At 72.1% G+C, this 16,826-nt stretch carries 15 protein-coding genes and 1 riboswitch; of the genes, 13 read left to right on the plus strand and 2 right to left on the minus strand.

Translation table 11 applies throughout. From position 1 onward, the window contains the following. Window positions 1-131: riboswitch (FMN riboswitch) on the plus strand. Window positions 132-280: 149 nt separating this feature from the next. The 10 genes from ribD (at window position 281) to ACIP4Z_RS13020 (ending at window position 9,226) form a co-directional block, all read left to right on the plus strand. Continuing rightward, window positions 281-1,408 carry a bifunctional diaminohydroxyphosphoribosylaminopyrimidine deaminase/5-amino-6-(5-phosphoribosylamino)uracil reductase RibD gene (ribD, locus tag ACIP4Z_RS12975; RefSeq protein WP_401307198.1) on the plus strand — a complete coding sequence of 376 codons (1,128 nt, stop codon included), beginning with the start codon at window positions 281-283 and terminating at the stop codon, window positions 1,406-1,408. A 1-nt stretch (window position 1,409) separates the two neighbouring features. Next, the gene (locus ACIP4Z_RS12980; RefSeq protein ID WP_355347085.1) at window positions 1,410-2,042 is read left to right on the plus strand and encodes a riboflavin synthase; all 633 of its coding nucleotides are present in this window, start codon (window positions 1,410-1,412) and stop codon (window positions 2,040-2,042) included. Then, entirely contained in the window at window positions 2,039-2,731 is a 693-nt protein-coding gene (locus ACIP4Z_RS12985; protein ID WP_188279813.1) for a nicotinamide riboside transporter PnuC, read from the plus strand. Before ACIP4Z_RS12980 ends, ACIP4Z_RS12985 begins: the two co-directional genes overlap by 4 nt. Further along, window positions 2,728-4,020, plus strand: a complete 1,293-nt coding sequence (locus ACIP4Z_RS12990; RefSeq protein WP_391160747.1) for a bifunctional 3,4-dihydroxy-2-butanone-4-phosphate synthase/GTP cyclohydrolase II — start codon at window positions 2,728-2,730, stop codon at window positions 4,018-4,020. Before ACIP4Z_RS12985 ends, ACIP4Z_RS12990 begins: the two co-directional genes overlap by 4 nt. A gap of 192 nt (window positions 4,021-4,212) precedes the next feature. Next, window positions 4,213-4,698 carry a 6,7-dimethyl-8-ribityllumazine synthase gene (gene ribH, locus ACIP4Z_RS12995; protein ID WP_188279812.1) on the plus strand — a complete coding sequence of 162 codons (486 nt, stop codon included), beginning with the start codon at window positions 4,213-4,215 and terminating at the stop codon, window positions 4,696-4,698. Window positions 4,699-4,732: 34 nt separating this feature from the next. Next, window positions 4,733-5,005: a phosphoribosyl-ATP diphosphatase gene (locus tag ACIP4Z_RS13000; RefSeq protein ID WP_188279811.1), complete on the plus strand. Its 273-nt coding sequence runs from the start codon at window positions 4,733-4,735 to the stop codon at window positions 5,003-5,005. A gap of 130 nt (window positions 5,006-5,135) precedes the next feature. Then, entirely contained in the window at window positions 5,136-5,984 is an 849-nt protein-coding gene (gene hisG / locus ACIP4Z_RS13005) for an ATP phosphoribosyltransferase (RefSeq protein WP_355347093.1), read from the plus strand. Further along, window positions 5,981-6,478: a PH domain-containing protein gene (locus tag ACIP4Z_RS13010; RefSeq protein ID WP_355347096.1), complete on the plus strand. Its 498-nt coding sequence runs from the start codon at window positions 5,981-5,983 to the stop codon at window positions 6,476-6,478. The genes hisG and ACIP4Z_RS13010 overlap by 4 nt, the downstream gene beginning before the upstream one ends. A gap of 325 nt (window positions 6,479-6,803) precedes the next feature. Further along, window positions 6,804-8,135, plus strand: coding sequence for a hemolysin family protein (locus tag ACIP4Z_RS13015; protein WP_355347099.1), 1,332 nt, complete (start codon window positions 6,804-6,806; stop codon window positions 8,133-8,135). After that, window positions 8,135-9,226 (plus strand): hemolysin family protein, encoded by a 1,092-nt coding sequence (locus ACIP4Z_RS13020; RefSeq protein ID WP_355347102.1) that lies wholly within the window; start codon window positions 8,135-8,137, stop codon window positions 9,224-9,226. The genes ACIP4Z_RS13015 and ACIP4Z_RS13020 overlap by 1 nt, the downstream gene beginning before the upstream one ends. Window positions 9,227-9,307: 81 nt before the next feature. Here ACIP4Z_RS13020 and ACIP4Z_RS13025 read toward each other — a convergent pair whose 3' ends face one another. Next, window positions 9,308-11,200, minus strand: a complete 1,893-nt coding sequence (locus ACIP4Z_RS13025; protein ID WP_391050616.1) for an AAA family ATPase — start codon at window positions 11,198-11,200, stop codon at window positions 9,308-9,310. A 447-nt stretch (window positions 11,201-11,647) separates the two neighbouring features. After that, entirely contained in the window at window positions 11,648-12,247 is a 600-nt protein-coding gene (locus ACIP4Z_RS13030) for a uridine kinase (protein ID WP_401307206.1), read from the minus strand. Between the two features lie 122 nt (window positions 12,248-12,369). Here ACIP4Z_RS13030 and ACIP4Z_RS13035 point away from each other — a divergent pair, with 122 nt between their 5' ends. The 3 genes from ACIP4Z_RS13035 (at window position 12,370) to ACIP4Z_RS13045 (ending at window position 16,591) form a co-directional block, all read left to right on the plus strand. Further along, on the plus strand, window positions 12,370-13,512 hold the full coding sequence (locus tag ACIP4Z_RS13035) for a Xaa-Pro peptidase family protein (RefSeq protein ID WP_355347111.1): 1,143 nt from the start codon (window positions 12,370-12,372) through the stop codon (window positions 13,510-13,512). Window positions 13,513-13,659: 147 nt separating this feature from the next. Then, window positions 13,660-15,069: a C39 family peptidase gene (locus ACIP4Z_RS13040; RefSeq protein ID WP_391050620.1), complete on the plus strand. Its 1,410-nt coding sequence runs from the start codon at window positions 13,660-13,662 to the stop codon at window positions 15,067-15,069. 271 nt (window positions 15,070-15,340) lie between these two features. Further along, entirely contained in the window at window positions 15,341-16,591 is a 1,251-nt protein-coding gene (locus ACIP4Z_RS13045; protein ID WP_355347117.1) for a carbohydrate-binding protein, read from the plus strand. Window positions 16,592-16,826: the final 235 nt, after the last annotated feature.

Here is a 16,826-nt window from a genome sequence, read left to right on the forward strand (position 1 = left end):
TTGCGCACTCCGGGGTCGGTGTAATTCCGAACCGGCGGTTACAGTCCGCGACCCGTCCGCAGCCAGCGGCCGGTTGACCAGGTGAAATTCCTGGACCGACGGTGAAAGTCCGGATGGGAGGCAGTGCGCGGCGGGCGTTCACTCGGGTACGCCGCCGTCAGCGGCCCCGCGCGCACAGCGCGAGCGGTCCGCGGCCGTCACCGGCGTACGCGATGGTTCGGTTTCCCCGCTCAGCATCCCAACGCCCCGGAGTCCGTGCCCGAAGAGGCAGGAGGACCCGGTGGCCACCGCCACGGAAACCGACGCGATGCGACGCGCTGTCGCGCTGTCGGCCCGCGCGCTCGGAGACACCGCCCCCAACCCGGTCGTCGGCTGCGTGATCCTCGACGCCGAGGGCGCCCGGGTCGGCGAGGGCTGGCACCAGCGGGCCGGCGGCCCGCACGCGGAAGTGCACGCGCTGTTCGCGGCCGGTGAGCGGGCCAGGGGCGGCACCGCCCTGGTGACGCTCGAACCCTGTAACCACACCGGCCGTACCGGCCCCTGCGCCCAGGCGCTCATCGAGGCCGGGATCGTCCGCGTGGTCTACGCGGTCGCCGACCCCAACCCGTCGGCCTCCGGCGGCGCCGCCACCCTGCGCGCGGCGGGCGTCGAGGTCGAGAGCGGACTCCTGCGGGACGAGGCGGAGGCGGTCAACGTCGCCTGGCTCACCTCGGTCCGCCTCGGCCGCCCGTACGTGCGCTGGAAGTACGCCGCCACCCTCGACGGCCGGATCGCCGCGGCCGACGGTTCGAGCCGCTGGATCAGCTCCGCCGAGTCCCGCGCCGACGTGCACCGGCTGCGCGCGGAGTCCGACGCCGTCGTGGTCGGCTCCGGCACCCTGCGGGCCGACGACCCCCATCTGGCCGTACGCGGTATCGACGGGGTGACCCAGCCGCTGCGCGTCGTGGTCGACACCCGGGCCCGTACCACCGCCGACGCCCGCGTGCTGGACGACGCGGCGCTGACCCTCATCGCCGTCGGCGAGGACGCCGACACCTCCCACCTGCCGGGCGTCGACACCGTACGCCTGCCGTACGCCAGGACCGAGGACGGTACGGAGGGCGGCGGCGTCGACGTGGCCGCGCTCCTGGCCGCACTGCACACGCGCGGGGTGCGCTCGGTACTGCTGGAGGGCGGGCCGACGCTGGCCGGGGCGTTCGTCGCCGCCGGAGCCGTCGACGCGGTCACCGCGTACCTGGCGCCCGCGCTGCTCGGCGCCGGGCCCAACGCGCTCGGCGACGCAGGAATCACCACCATCGCGCAGACGTTGCGGCTCGACGTGACCGATGTCGCCCGCCTCGGGCCCGACGTGCGCGTCACGGCCGTACCGGCCGTGTCCCACTCCTCCCACTCTCCTCAGGAGCGCTGAAGTGTTCACCGGAATCGTCGAAGAACTGGGTGAGATCACCGGCGTCGAGGACCTGGGCGACGCCAGCCGCTTCCGGGTCCGCGGACCCGTCGTGACCGAAGGCGCCAAACACGGCGACTCCATCGCCGTCAACGGCGTCTGCCTGACCGTGGTCGACTTCGGCGAGGACGACTTCACCGCCGACGTGATGGCCGAGACGCTGAACCGCTCCAGCCTCGGCGCGCTCGGCCCCGGCTCGCGGGTCAACCTGGAGCGCCCGATGGCACTGGGCGGGCGGCTCGGCGGCCACCTCGTCCAGGGCCATGTGGACGGCACCGGCGAGGTCGTCGAGCGCAAGCCCGCCGAGCACTGGGAGATCGTCAAGATCTCGCTCCCCGACGACCTGTCCCGCTATGTGGTCGAGAAGGGCTCCATCACCGTCGACGGCATCAGCCTGACCGTGGTGGAGGCGGGCGCCGACTTCTTCACCGTCAGCCTCATCCCGACCACCCTCGCGCTGACCACGCTCGGCCTCAAGCAGCCCGGCGACCCGGTCAACCTCGAAGTGGACGTCATCGCCAAGTACGTCGAGCGGATGCTGGGCGAGCGCGCGGCCGTCACCGGGCAGGATCCGGAACCGGAGGCCGTGAAGTGAGCGCCCTGCACTGGCTGAACAGCGAGGCGTTCACCGCCTTCGACCAGCACGTGATGTGGTCGGACATGATCGGCAATCTGCTCGGTCTCGGCGCGCTGGCGCTGGGCTGGCGGCGCGCGATGCTCACCTGGCCGGTCCAACTGCTCTCCGGTGCCGTGCTGGTGGCCGCCTTCTGGGCCGCGCACCTCGGCGGCGGCGTCGGCAAGCAGTTCGTGGTGATCACCGTCGCCGTGTGGGGCTGGTACCAGTGGCGGCGCGGCCGGGACGGCAGCGGACGGCTCGCGGTCCGCTTCGCCACCTGGCGCGAGCGCGCGGTGCTCGTCGTCGCCACCGGGCTCGGCACCGTGGCCGTCGCCTCGCTCTTCCTCGCCTACCCGTCGCTGTCCTGGAACCCGTGGCCCGACGCGTACATCTTCGTCGGGACGCTGGCGGCGATGGTCGCCCAGGCGCGCGGCTGGGTCGAGTTCTGGTTCGCCTGGCTGGCGGTCGACGCCGTCGGCGTACCGCTCAACTTCCACAGCGGGCTGCCGTTCTCGGGCCTGGTCTACATCATCTACTTCTTCCTGGTGATCGTCGGGATGTACGCCTGGTGGCAGCAGACCAGGGCCGCCGCGGCCACCACCGCTTCCGACGCAGCCGCTTCCGACTCCACCTCGCAGAACACCGTTCCGGAGGGAGTGACGGCATGAACGCCGTGACCGCACTGCACAACGACTGGTACGAGGACGGTGACCTGGTGCTCGACCCGGTCGAACAGGCCATCGCCGACATCGCCGCGGGCCGCCCGGTCGTGGTGGTGGACGACGAGGACCGGGAGAACGAGGGCGACCTCGTCGTGGCCGCGCAGAAGGTCACGCCCGAGATCGTCGCCTTCATGATGACCGAGTGCCGCGGGCTGATCTGCGTACCGCTGGAGGCCCCCGACCTCGACCGGCTCGACCTGCCGCAGATGGTCGACGCCAACACCGAGTCGATGCGCACCGCCTTCACCGTCACGGTCGACGCGAGCGCCGAGCACGGCGTCACTACCGGCATCTCGGCCGCCGACCGGGCCGCCACGATACGGCTGCTGGCCGACCCCGCCTCGCGGGCCACCGACTTCGTCCGGCCGGGACACGTCTTCCCGCTGCGCGCCAGGCCCGGCGGCGTCCTGGTCCGCAACGGCCACACCGAGGCGGGCGTGGACCTGGCCCGGCTCGCCGGACTGCACCCGGCCGCCGCCATCGTGGAGATCGCCCGCGAGGACGGCACGATGGCCCGGCTGCCCGAACTGGTGCCCTTCGCCCGCAAGCACGGCCTGTCGATCATCTCCATCGAGGACCTGATCGCGTACCGCCGCTCGTCGGAGCCCACCGTCCGCCGCGAGGCCGAGACCACGCTGCCCACCGCCTTCGGCGACTTCCGTGCCTTCGGCTACCGCTCCACCACCGACGGCGTCGAGCACATCGCGCTGGTCGCGGGCGACATCGGCGACGGCACCGACGTCCTGGTCCGGGTGCACTCCGAGTGCCTGACCGGTGACGTCTTCGGCTCGCAGCGCTGCGACTGCGGCCCGCAGCTCCAGACCGCGCTGCGCAAGGTCGCCGAGGAGGGCCGGGGCGTGGTGCTGTACCTGCGCGGCCACGAGGGCCGGGGCATCGGCCTGATGTCCAAGCTGCGCGCGTACGAACTCCAGGAGCGCGGCCGGGACACCCTGGACGCCAACCTCGAACTCGGCCTGCCCGCCGACGCACGCGACTACGGCGCCGCCGCGCAGATCCTCACCGACCTCGGGGTCGGCTCGCTGCGGCTGATGACCAACAACCCTGCCAAGACCGGCGCGTTGGTCCGGCACGGCCTCGACGTCCTCGGCAGGGAACCCATGCCGGTCGCCGCCGGGGAGCACAATCTGCGCTATCTGCGGACCAAGCGGGACCGGATGGGTCACGACCTGCCGTGGCTCGACGCGGGCCAGAGCACCACCTGCGCCAACCAGTAGCCCGGCCGGGCCGGCGGGACCGCGCGTCCGAAGCGCGTCCCGAACGCGTCCCGACTATGTTCCGAGCACGTCCTGAGCATGTCCTGACCGCGTCCTGATACGGACGATTGCCATGAGACACCTGATGGCCTTGAGACGGGCGATCAGCTTGATACAACCGGCACGACAGCACATCGAGCACCGAGGAGAGAAGTGAGCGGTAAGGGCGCCCCCGAGCTGACCGTGAAGAACTGCGGCGACCTGCGTGTGGCCGTGATCGCGGCGCAGTGGCACACCCAGGTGATGGACGGCCTGGTCGACGGGGCGATGCGCGCCCTGCACGACCTCGGCATCGACGAGCCGACGCTGCTGCGCGTGCCCGGCAGCTTCGAACTGCCCGTGGTCGCCAAGGTGCTGGCCGGCCGCGGCTACGACGCGATCGTGGCGCTCGGCGTCATCATCCGCGGCGGAACCCCGCACTTCGAGTACGTCTCCCACGGCGTCACCGCCGGGCTGACCCAGGTCGCCGTGGACAGCGGCGTGCCCGTCGGCTTCGGCGTCCTCACCTGCGACACCGAGGAGCAGGCGCTGGACCGCGCCGGACTGCCGGGCTCGAATGAGGACAAGGGGCACGAAGCGGTCACCGCGGCCGTCGCCACGGCCACCATCCTGCGCTCGGTCTCCGAACCCTGGCGCTGAGCAGGCGGCGGTTCCCCGTAGGCTAGGGCCCACCATGGCCAACAAGACATTCGAGCAGCTCTTCACCGAGTTGCGGCACAAGGCCGCCACCGGCGACCCCAGCACGTCCCGCACCGCCGAGCTGGTGGGCAAGGGCGTGCACGCGATCGGCAAGAAGGTGGTCGAAGAGGCCGCCGAGGTGTGGATGGCCGCCGAGTACGAGGGCGCCGACGCCACCGCCGAGGAAATCTCCCAACTGCTGTACCACGTTCAGGTGATGATGGTCGCCCGGGGTATCTCCCTCGACGACGTCTACGCCCATCTCTGAGCGCGTACGCGACCCGTACGCGCTCAGAGACAGCCGGCCACCACCCCTGCCACCCGTACCGCTGCCACCCGTACCGCTCCACAGCCCTGCCCACGAGCCGAGACTCTCTTCAGAGAAGGAAACCGTCCTCATGCTGCGCATCGCCGTCCCCAACAAGGGCTCATTGTCCGGACCCGCGGCGGCCATGCTCCATGAGGCCGGTTACCGGCAGCGCAAGGAGTCCAAGGAGCTCGTGCTGGTCGACCGGGACAACGAGGTGGAGTTCTTCTACCTGCGCCCGCGCGACATCGCGATCTACGTCAGCACCGGCCGCCTCGACATCGGCATCACCGGCCGGGACCTGCTGCTGGACTCCGGCGCGGTCGCCGAGGAGATCCTCCAGCTCGGCTTCGCCCGCTCCACCTTCCGCTACGCCGCCGAGCCCGGCACCGCCGACACCGTCCAGGACCTCAACGGCAAGACGGTGGCGACCTCGTACGAGGTCGTCGTCGAGAAGCACCTCGCGGACAACGGCATCGAGGCGTCCGTCGTCCACCTCGACGGCGCCGTCGAGACCGCCATCCAGCTCGGTGTCGCGCACGCCATCGCCGACGTGGTGGAGACCGGCACCTCGCTGCGGAACGCCGGGCTCGAAGCCTTCGGCGAACCCATCATGGAGTCCGAGGCCGTGGTGATCCGGCGCACCGGGGCCGACCCGGACGAGCCCAAGGTCCGGCAGTTCCTGCGCCGCCTCCAGGGCGTCCTGGTCGCCAGGCGCTACGTGATGATGGACTACGACATCCGCGTCGAGCAGGTCGAGAAGGCCGTCGCCCTCACCCCGGGCCTGGAGTCGCCGACCGTCTCCCCGCTGCACCACGAGGGCTGGGTCGCGGTCCGCGCCATGGTCCCGACCAGCGACGCCCAGCGGATCATGGACGAGCTGTACGACCTGGGCGCCCGCGCGATCCTGACCACCGGCATCCACGCCGCGCGGCTGTGACCGGCGCCGAGGACCGTACGCGGGCGGCGCTCGACGGGCTGCCGCGTACCTTCCGCCCCGTCGTCACCCGCGTGGTGCTGCTGTCCCTGGGCGCCGCGCTGGTGGTGGCGCTCACCGTCGTCGCGCTGATGATGCCGCACGACGGCGCCGGGCCCTGGAGCACCGGCGACCGGATCACCGTGATCATGATGGGCGTGCTGATCGCCGCGGTGCTCGCGCTGCTCAGCCGCCCCAAGGTGACGGTGACGGCCGACGGCGTGACCGTGGTGAATCTCACGGTGAAGCGGCGGCTGGCGTGGGCCGAGGTGGTGCGGGTCAATCTGCGGCCGGGCGACGCCTGGGTCCACCTCGACCTCGCCGACGGCACGACGTTGCCCGTGATGGGCATCCAGCCCGGTATCGCCAAGGAGCAGGCGCTGCACGACGCCAGGCTGCTGCGCTCGCTGGTGGAGACGCTGGGCGAGGCGCAGGGCACGACGTCCGCCGGCCACTGAGCGCGCGGCGGTGCGCGCCGCGCCACGCGTCCGCGGGCGCTCCGTCCACGGACCGGGCCGCGAAGCGGCCCGCGCTCCGTCCGTGACCTTTCCGCGAACCCGTCCGCGAACCCTTCCGTGAACCCGGCCCCCGCCGTCCTTCGCGGGCGCGGCACCAATGGCTACTCTGGGGGACGAACGGCGCCCACCGCGCTTGCCCCGCACCCCTGGAGCACCGCCCGCGGGGCCCCGACCAACCAAGGAGTGACACTCACACCCCGATGGACGAACCGTCCGGTAGTACCTGCGCCGCCCCTCCCTCCCGGGAATCCGGAGCGGCGGCCTCATGAGCACCTCACTGCTGCTGCTCGCGGCAGCCCTCGTCCTGATCCTTGCCAACGGCTTCTTCGTCGCCGCCGAATTCGGCCTGGTGACCGTGGAGCGCCCCGCGGCCGAACGCGCCGCCGCGGCCGGTGACCGCCGGGCCCGCAGTGTCGTGGCCGCCCTGCGCAAACTCTCCTTCCAGCTCTCCGGCACCCAGCTCGGCATCACCATCACCTCGCTGGTCGTCGGCATGCTGGCGGAACCCGCACTCGCCGACCTGCTGACCGGCCCGCTGACCTCGGCCGGCGTCCCGGACGGCGCCGCCCCCGGCGTCGCCGTCGTCGTCGGCATGATGGTCGCCTCCGCCGTCCAGATGGTGATCGGCGAACTCGTCCCCAAGAACTGGGCGGTCTCCCGCCCGCTGGCTGTCGCCCGTGTGGTGGCCGGACCGCAGCGCGCCTTCTCGCGGGTCTTCCGGCCCGTCATCGAGGTGCTGAACACCGCCGCCAACCGGCTGGTGCGGCTGGTCGGCGTCGAGCCCGCCGACGAGCTGGCGTCCGCCCGCACCCCCACGGAACTGGTCTCCCTGGCCCGGCACTCGGCGCTCGCCGGGACGCTGGAGCAGGACACCGCCGACCTCTTCGTGCGCACCCTGTCGCTCGGCGACCTCATCGCGGAGAACGTGATGACGCCCCGCGTCCGGGTCAGCGCGCTGGAGGACACCGCCACCGCCGCCGACGTGCTCAATCTGACCAGGGCCACCGGCCTGTCCCGCTTCCCGGTCTACCGGGAGCGGCTGGACGACATTATCGGCATGGTCCACCTCAAGGACGCCCTCGCCGTCCCCGCCGAGCGGCGCGACCGCGTCCCCGCGGGGACCATCGCGGTCGCCCCGCTGCTCGTCCCGGAGACCCTGCCGGGCCAGCAGCTCCTGGAGCTGCTGCGCAGCCAGCAGCCGATCGCCGTGGTCGTCGACGAGTACGGCGGCACCGCCGGGGTCGTCACGCTGGAGGACATCGTCGAGGAACTGGTCGGCGAGGTGCGCGACGAGCACGACGCCGCCGACCTGCCCGAACTGGCGCAGGTCCCGGCCGCCGAGGCCGACGGTCCCGCCTGGGACGCCGACGGAAGCTGCCGGATCGACACCCTGGCCAGAATCGGCCTGCTCGCCCCCGAGGGACCCTACGAGACGGTCGCCGGCCTCGTCGCCGACCTGCTCACCCGGATCCCCGAACCGGGCGACGAGGCCGAACTGCCCGGCTGGCGGCTGCTGGTCCGCGAGGTCACCCACCACCGGGCCGAACGCGTACGGATCGTGCGTACGGATCGCGTGGCGGGGGAGGCGACCTCGTGATGAGCGCTCTCCAACTCCTGTTCGCCGTCCTGCTGGTGCTCGGCAACGGCTTCTTCGTCGGCGCGGAATTCGCCCTGGTCTCGGTCCGCCGCAGCCAGATCGAACCGCTCGCCGCCGAACAGCGCAGGGCCCGTACCGTGCTGTACGGCCTCGAACACCTCCCGCAGATGATGGCCGCCGCCCAGTTCGGCATCACCGTCTGCTCGTTGACCCTCGGCGCGGTCGCGGAACCGACCGTCGCGCACCTGCTGGAACCGATCTTCGAGGCGGTGCGCGTCCCCGAGGACTTCGTGCACCCGATCGGATACGTCCTGGCGCTGGCCGTCGTGGTCTTCCTGCACCTGGTGATCGGCGAGATGGTGCCGAAGAACCTGGCGATGGCCGCGCCGGAGAAGACCGCGCTGTGGCTGAGTCCGGGTCTGGTCGGCTTCGCCAGGGTGTTCCGCCCGGTGATCTCGGTGCTCGGCACCTGCTCCCGGCTGATCCTGCGGGCCTTCGGCGTGGAGCCCAAGGACGAGGTCGACTCCGTGTTCACCAGCGCGCAGCTGACCGTGCTGGTCGAGGACGCCCGGCAGGCCGGGCTGCTCGACATCGACGAGCAGGAACGCCTGGAGGACGCGTTGGAGCTGGGCACCCGCCCGGTCACCGAAGTGCTGCTCACCCCGGCGGAGTTGATCACCCTCGACCCGGCCGCCACCCCGCGGCAGGTCGAGGAGCTGACGGTGCGCACCGGGTACTCGCGGTTCCCGATCGCGGGCGCGGGCGCGGACTTCCTCGGCTACCTCCACGTCAAGGACGTCCTCGACGTGGACGACCTCGACCGGCCCGTGCCGCAGCGGCTCTGGCGGCCGATCACCACCCTGCGGGCCGACCTGCCGCTGGACGACGCGCTCACCGCGATGCGGCGCGCCGCCTCGCACCTGGCCGCCGTCGCCGACGCCTCGGGGCGGGTCCTCGGCCTGGTCGCGCTGGAGGACGTCCTCGAAATGCTCGTCGGCGAGGTGAAGGACCCCGCCCACCGCGCGCCTTCCCCCGCCCGGGAGGTGCCCGTCCCGCACGCCGCGGAGGATTCCGGCGAACTGGTCCGTTAGGCGGTGCCCGGAAGGGGCGTGCGAAGCCGCTGAACACGCGGTCCGCACGCCCCTTCCGGATCTCGTCCCGGCGGCCCGGTGCTACTCGACCGGGTCGGTCGGGGTCGCTCCGGGCCCGCGCCCGGAGAGGACTTCGCCGTACGCCTGCATGAGATCGGGCAGGCGCAGGGTGGACAATTCGTCGCGGCTCGGTGAGGCCGGGTACTCGGACAGCCGCAGGTCCCGGTAGGCGCAGCTCTTCTCGTACAGGGTGCGCAGCAGCCGTCCGTTGCCCAACTCGTCGATCCAGCCCTGGTCCACCACGTGGCCCGCGATGGCCTTCAGCTCCTCCAGCGCCTCCTCGTCCCAGCGGTCGCCGTTCTCCGCGGCGAGGACTTCACCGATCCGGGTGAGTTCCAGCGGCCGGTAGCTGGGGAAGTCGACGCGGGTGGTGAAGCGGGAGCTGAGTCCGGGGTTGGCGGCCAGCAGCCGGTCCATCCCCTCGGGGTAACCCGCGAGGATGACCACGAGCCGGTCGCGGTTGTCCTCGGCGCGCTTGAGCAGCACCTGAAGCGCCTCGTCGCCGTACGCGTCGCCCTTGCTGTAGCCGGAGTTGGACAGCGCGTACGCCTCGTCCACGAAGAGCACGCCGCCGAGCGCGGAGTCGATCAGCTCATTGGCCTTCACCGCGGTCTGGCCGAGGAATTCGCCGACCAGATCGGAGCGTTGGGCCTCCACCAGGTGGTCGCCGCCGAGCAGTCCGAGCGCGTAGAAGACCCGGCCGAGGATGCGGGCGACGGTGGTCTTGCCGGTGCCGGAGGGCCCGGAGAAGACGAAGTGCCGTTTCGGCGGCTGCACCGGCAGGCCCTGCCCGGCCCGCAGCCGGGCCATCCGCAACTGCGCGGACAGCGCCTTGACCTGGCGCTTGACCGGCTCCAGACCGACCATCCTGTCCAGTTCCGCCAGCGCCTGGGTGAGCAGCACCGGGTCGGAGCCGCCCATCGGGACCTGCACCGGCAGCGACCCGCCGAGCGGGGCGGCGGACCGGTCGCGTACGTCGTCGTCCAGCGGGCCCGCGGACAGCAGCGACTCGTCGGGCTCCGGCCCCGGACCGCGGCCCTCGCCGGGGTCGGCCAGCAGCGCGGACTCCATGTCGGCGCCGCCCTCCGGCATCGCCTGCCCGGTCCCGGCCAGCGACACGGCCGCCAGCCCCACGCCCTCGTCGAGGCCGTCGTCGGTCTCGTGGATCGCGGCCAGCCGGGCGGAGGTGTCCATGAAGGCGGGGTCGACGCGGTGCACCGCCCGGTAGAGCGGCACGGCCGCCGCCGTACGCCCGGTGCCCTCGTACGCGCGGGCCAGCCAGTAGCGCAGCTCCTTGCGCTGCGGCTGCTCGCTGCGGCAGCGCATCAAGGCGGCGGCCAGCAGCGGCTCGGCCTGGCCGCACATCTCCAGCCTGACCCTGGCCATGCCGCCGAACAGCCCGGCCTCGATGCCGAGTACGGGATCGCCCAGCAGCGGCTCGGTGTGCCGGACCAGCCGCTCCCAGTCCTTGACGAGATAGGCGCGGCAGGCGTGCAGGAAGCGGACCTGCGGGTCGGTGTCGACCGGCGGGCAGTCCGCCAGGGCCCGGTCCAGCTCGGCGACATGGCGGCCGTCCAGCCAGTGCGAGGCGTGCGCCAGCAGCAGGTCACGGCTGGTCTCCAGCACCGGCTGCACCCACCAGCCCAGCCAGTACCAGGAGTTGAGGGTCCTGCGGTGGGCGGCCCGCTGCTCGCCGAAGCGGTCGCGGTGCCGGTACATCTGGAGCAGCGCGGTGGCGGTGTCGGCGCGCAGCGCGTGCAGCCCGAGCCAGGCGTCCGCCATGCCGGGGTCGATCCGGACCGCGGTCCTGAACTCCTCCTCGGCCTGGACGTAGGCGCCCATCGTGTACGCGTCGACGCCGCGCAGCCAGGCGAGATCGGCCGGGGCGCCCGGACGCTCGGTGCCGAAGTCCATCAAGTCCCCACCAATCGTTCCCCCGCGCCGCACTGTCGCCCGCTGTCCCAACCCGTGCGCACCGGGCGGGAGTTGGGACAGGCGACAGTCCACCCCCGGCTGCCGGTCCGCCCTTTTCGCATCGTACCCGCGATGTCCCGCGGGCCGTAGGGTGCCGTGACCTGCGGGACAGCGGGAATCCGCGCGAGCGCGGGGAACTCGGCCCCGACGTACGGCCGTCGGGCGGTGACCGTGAGTGAGAAAAACCGGCTCTCGACGGGCCGATTCCGGCCCGGAGACAGGGCAGAGCCCCCGGTCACGGGGGAACAACCGGGGGCTCCGCGTCTTGTCAACGGCCGTCTCCGGCCGCTTGTTGAAAACGTAAGTGCTGGATACCCGGCCGGTCAAGCGGTGTTGACGGACGTGTGCCCGGCGGCGGGGGAGTGGCGGCGGGCTGCCGCCGAGCCGTCACTCCCGGTGATCACGGGCGGGGTTCGGGACGGCCCGGCAGCCGTCGGCGTCGTCGGTCTGGCGCACCAGAAGGTCGGCGAAGGGGCGGGACGGATCGGCGGCGAAATGCGCGTCCTCCGCGCGAGTCCAGCCGGTCCAAAAATGCGCCAGTTCCGGTCCGTCGCGCAGCAGTCCGCGCTGCCGCGCGGTCGCCGGGGGCACCTCCAGCCACAACAGCAACGCCAGATACGGGCGCAGCGCTTGCCGCCCGCTGCCGACGCCGTCCAGCAGCACGACCGGCGCGGCCGGGATCTCCCGCTCGCCCGCGAAACGGCGCGCCGTCCAGTCGTACACCTGGTGCCGGGCGGCCCTTCCCTCGCTCAGTGGCGTCAGCACCTGTTCGACCAGGCGGCCGGTCCACTCGAACGGCTCCTCGTGCGTGGCCAGGTCGTCCAGATGGACGACGGGCGCGCAGCCCAGCTCCGCCGCCAGCCGCCCGGCCAGCGTGCTCTTGCCCGAGCCCGCGTGCCCGTCCACGGCGATCAGCCGCGTCCGCCCGCAGGACGGCTCCGCCCCGTCGAGCAGCCGCCCCAGCTCCCGTACCGTCAGTCCGTTCACCCCCCGACCTTACGGCGGGCCCCGCCCGGCGGCCCGCGCGCCGTCGCGTGGCCGGGGGGCTCGGGGCCGCTGACCCGCCACCGCTGCACGCGCCGCCGGGGGCGCCCCGGTACGGTGCGAAGGTGACCCACTCCGAGAGCGGCGGCGCAGCCGCATCCGTGCTGTACACCTCCGAGCGCCTGGCGAGGGCGCGTGCCGAGGCCGAAACGGCGGGCGTCCAGGCCCTGCTGGTGGCGCCCGGCGCGGACCTGCGCTACCTCACCGGGTATCAGGCGCTGCCGCTGGAGCGGCTGACGTGCCTGGTGGTGCCGGTGGAGGGTGAGCCCTTCCTGGTGGTGCCGCGGCTGGAGAAGCCCGCCGCGCAGGCGTCGCCCGCCGGCGGGCTCGGCATCGAGATCGTCGGCTTCGACGAGACCGACGACGCGTACGCGCTGATCGCCCGGCGGCTGCCCGCCGCGGTGGCCCGCTTCGCCGTCGACAACCACATGTGGGCGGAGAAGCTGCTCGCCTTCCGGGCCGCGCTCCCGGACGCCGAGGCCGTCCTCGCCGGTGACGTGCTGGCGGAGCTGCGGATGCGCAAGACCCCGGCGGAGATCGCGGCGCTGCGCCGCGCGGGCGCGGCGATCGACCGGGTGCACCGCAGGATCGGCGAGTGGCTGGTGCCCGGCCGCACCGAGCGCGAGGTCGCCAAGGACATCGCGGACGCCATCATCGAGGCGGGCCACGAGCGGGTCGACTTCGTGATCGTCGGCTCGGGGCCGAACGGCGCGAGCCCGCACCACGAGGTGTCGGACCGGGTGATCAGGGCGGGCGACCCGGTGGTGATCGACATCGGCGGCACCACCGCGGAGGGCTACTGCTCGGACTCCACCCGCACCTACGCCGTGGGAGAGCCGCCCGCCGCCTTCCGTGAGCTGTACGACGTGCTGCTGCGCGCCCAGACCGCGCAGACCGCGGCGGTACGGCCCGGTGTCACCGCGGAGGAACTGGACGCCGTCGGCCGGGACATCATCACCGACGCGGGCTACGGCGAGCACTTCATCCACCGCACAGGACACGGCATCGGCCTGGACACCCACGAGGAGCCGTACATCGTGGCGGGCAGCAAACGCCCCCTGGAGCCGGGAATGGCGTTCTCCGTGGAACCGGGCATCTATCTGCCCGACACCTTCGGCGCCCGCATCGAGGATATTGCCGTCTGTACGGAAAGCGGTGGCGAGCGGCTCAATCTGACAGGGCGTGACCTGGTGGTTCTTCCCTGTTGAGCGCCAGTGGTCCAGTCCAATATTGTTCCCGGCGCGCGGCCGGAAACCCTGGTGGAAACGGCCGGTGAACGACGATAGTTGGGGCCACCTGTCATGCACTCGTAGGAGCGGGCAGGAATTCCCGATCACATCGAGGGGAACACCGCCATGACCAGACCCGCGCCCCGGCGTGCCGTACTGACCGCCGCGCTCGCGGCGGCCGCGGCCACCGCGACCGCGTCCGCGCAGTCCGCCTCCGCCGCCCCGGCCACCGCCTCCGGCGCGGCCGTTCCCGACGCCGCGCGACACCAGGCAGGCGGCGGCACGCCCGACGCCGCCCCCGTCGACTACCACGGCTGGACCTCGCTGCCCGACTGGCTGTTCGGCACCCACCGCGGCACGCTGCCGCTGCCGGGCCGCCGGCCCGGCGTGGTCATCGGCCGCGCCACCGGCACGCTCGACTACACCGACCCGCACACCGGCACCACCGCGACGTGGGAGTCGGCCACCTGGACCTCGCCGGTCCGCCGGGTGCCGCACCCCGCGAGCGAGCTGATCGCGTCCTGGAACGCGCACACCCCCGCGGGCACCTGGATCCAGATCGAACTGCTCGGCACCTACACCGACGGCACCGCGACCCCGGCGTACGTCATGGGCCGGTGGACCGCGGGCGACGGCCCCGAGGACATCCGCCGCACCTCGGTGGACGACCAGACCGACGGCAAGAGCAGCATCTGGACCGACACCTTCTCCATCGACGACACCACCGCCGGGCCGCTGCTGGCCTCGTACCGGCTGCGGCTGACGCTCTTCCGCAAGCCCGGCAGCCGCGCCACGCCCACCGTGTGGCGGCTCGGCGCGATGGCGTCCAACATCCCGGACCGCTTCACCGTCCCGGCGTCGGTGCCGGGCGTGGCCAAGGGCGTCGAACTCCCGGTGCCGCGCTACTCGCAGAACATCCACAAGGGCGAGTACCCGGAGTACGACAACGGCGGCGAGGCCTGGTGCAGCCCGACCTCCTCGACGATGGTCATCGAGTACTGGGGCCGCGGCCCCACGGCCGCGGACCTGGCCTGGGTGAACCCCGCCTACGCCGACCCCCAGGTCGACCAGGGCGCCCGCTACACGTACGACTACCAGTACGAGGGCTGCGGCAACTGGCCCTTCAACGCGGCCTACGCGGCCACGTACAAGGACCTCCAGGGCGTCATCACCCGGCTGCGCTCGCTCGACGACATCGAGCGGCTGATCAAGGCCGGTATCCCCGTCATCACCTCGCAGTCCTTCCTCGCCACCGAACTGGACGGCGCGGGATACGGCACCTCGGGCCACCTGATGTGCATCGCGGGCTTCACCGCGGACGGCGACGTCGTCGCCAACGACCCGGCCAGTTCCAGCGACGACGCGGTGCGCAACATCTACAAGCGCGCCCAGTTCGAAACCATCTGGCTCAGGACCAAGCGGATCAACGCCACCGGCGGCGTCAGCGGCGGCACCGGCGGTGTCGCCTACGTCTACTTCCCGGCGCAGCCGAGCCCCGGTCAGCGCCGCGCGCTGGCGGCGGTCGGCATCGTCTGACATCCGTCCGTCCAGCCGACTCCGGTCGTCTCCGGTCGTCTGTCCGACCGGCCGACCGGCCGTTTCCGGCCCGGCCCCGCTCCTCGTACGCGAGGGGCGGGGCCGGGTGCGTGCGGGGTGCGTGCGGGCGGACAGGCCGTCGCACGTGGGGAATTGGACTCGAAGTGGTAGAGACCAATTCGTGGTTTAGTCCAAAGGTCTGGACCAACTATTGACGGGTTCGCGTCACCGCAGGATTCTGTCTGCCACGTTCCCCCACAGGAGGCTAGACGTGAACCGTCTCAAAGCAATCGGCTCGGGCGTGGCCGCCGTCGCCCTGGCCGTGGCCGGGCTCGGTACCGTTGCCGCTCTCGGCCCAAGTCAGGCCAGCGGAGCCACGGTCTCGACGAACGCCCTGACCAACAACTGGTACGCCGCCGCCCCGTATCTGATGCCCAACGACAACAACCCGCCGAGCGCGACCGCCATCATGGACGCGACCGGCCTGAAGGCGTTCCAGCTCGCCTTCATCCTCGCCCCCAACGGCGGTGGGTGCAGCCCCACATGGGACGGGACCAGTGCGGTGTCCTCCGACACCGCGGTGGCGAACGTGATCTCCGCGATCCGGGCCAAGGGCGGAGACGTGTCCGTCTCCATCGGCGGCTACGGCGGCACCAAGCTCGGCCAGGCGTGTTCCGACGCCGCGTCCACGGCCGCCGCGTACCAGCAGGTCATCACCAAGTACCAGCTCAAGGCGATGGACTTCGACCTGGAGGAGCCGGAGTACGAGAACACCGCGGCCGTGGCGCGCGAGATCGGCGCGGCCAAGATCCTCCAGCAGAACAACCCCGGCCTGTTCATCTCGGTGACCACGGCGGGCACCGCGGCGGGCACCGGCTGGTTCGGCCAGCAGATGCTCAACGAGGCCAAGTCGCAGGGCTTCACCCCCAACAACTTCTCGATCATGCCCTTCGACGGCGGCTTCAACGGGGCGGCGTCGCAGACCAGCGCGCTCACCGCCTTCAACGGCCTGCTGAAGACCACCTTCGGCTGGGACACCGCCACCGCGTACGCCCACGAGGGCTTCTCCGGCATGAACGGCCGCAGCGACACCGGCGAGTTCTTCTACCAGGCCGACTTCCAGACCGTGCTGGACTACGCGACCAGCCACGGCATGGGCCGCTTCACCTTCTGGTCGCTCAACCGCGACCGCCAGTGCAGCCCGCCGGACAACAACGGCAGCACCTCGGGCACGTGCAGCAGCGTGGCGCAGAACTCCTGGGACTTCGCCAAGTACTCGGTGAAGTTCGCGGGCGCCACGCCTCCCACCAACCCGCCCACGACGCCGCCGACCACGCCGCCGACCACCCCGCCCGGCGGCGGCACCTGCACGGTCGCCCAGTGGGCCGCCTCCGCCGTCTACGTCGGCGGCAACGAGGTGGCGCACAACGGGCACAAGTGGAAGGCCAAGTGGTGGACCACCAACGAGGAGCCCGGCACCACCGGTGAGTGGGGCGTGTGGCAGGACGAGGGCACCTGCTGACCGGCCGCCGACCGCGACCGTCCGACGTTCCGGGGCGGCGACCGCACAGGCCGCCGAACCGCTGTCGGTCGAACTGGTCTGAACTGGTCTGATGCTGTCCGAAAATCTATCGCGGGTCCGCGGCCGTCACCGGCAGCGGACCCGCGCTGGTGTGTGCGCGAGTCCGCATCTGCGCGTTTTCGCATATGCACATGCTGGTGGTTGTTGACCAAAAACGGACCCTGGATCTCCGGTC

Source organism: Streptomyces sp. NPDC088910, from assembly GCF_044749865.1.
GTDB lineage: Bacteria > Actinomycetota > Actinomycetes > Streptomycetales > Streptomycetaceae > Actinacidiphila.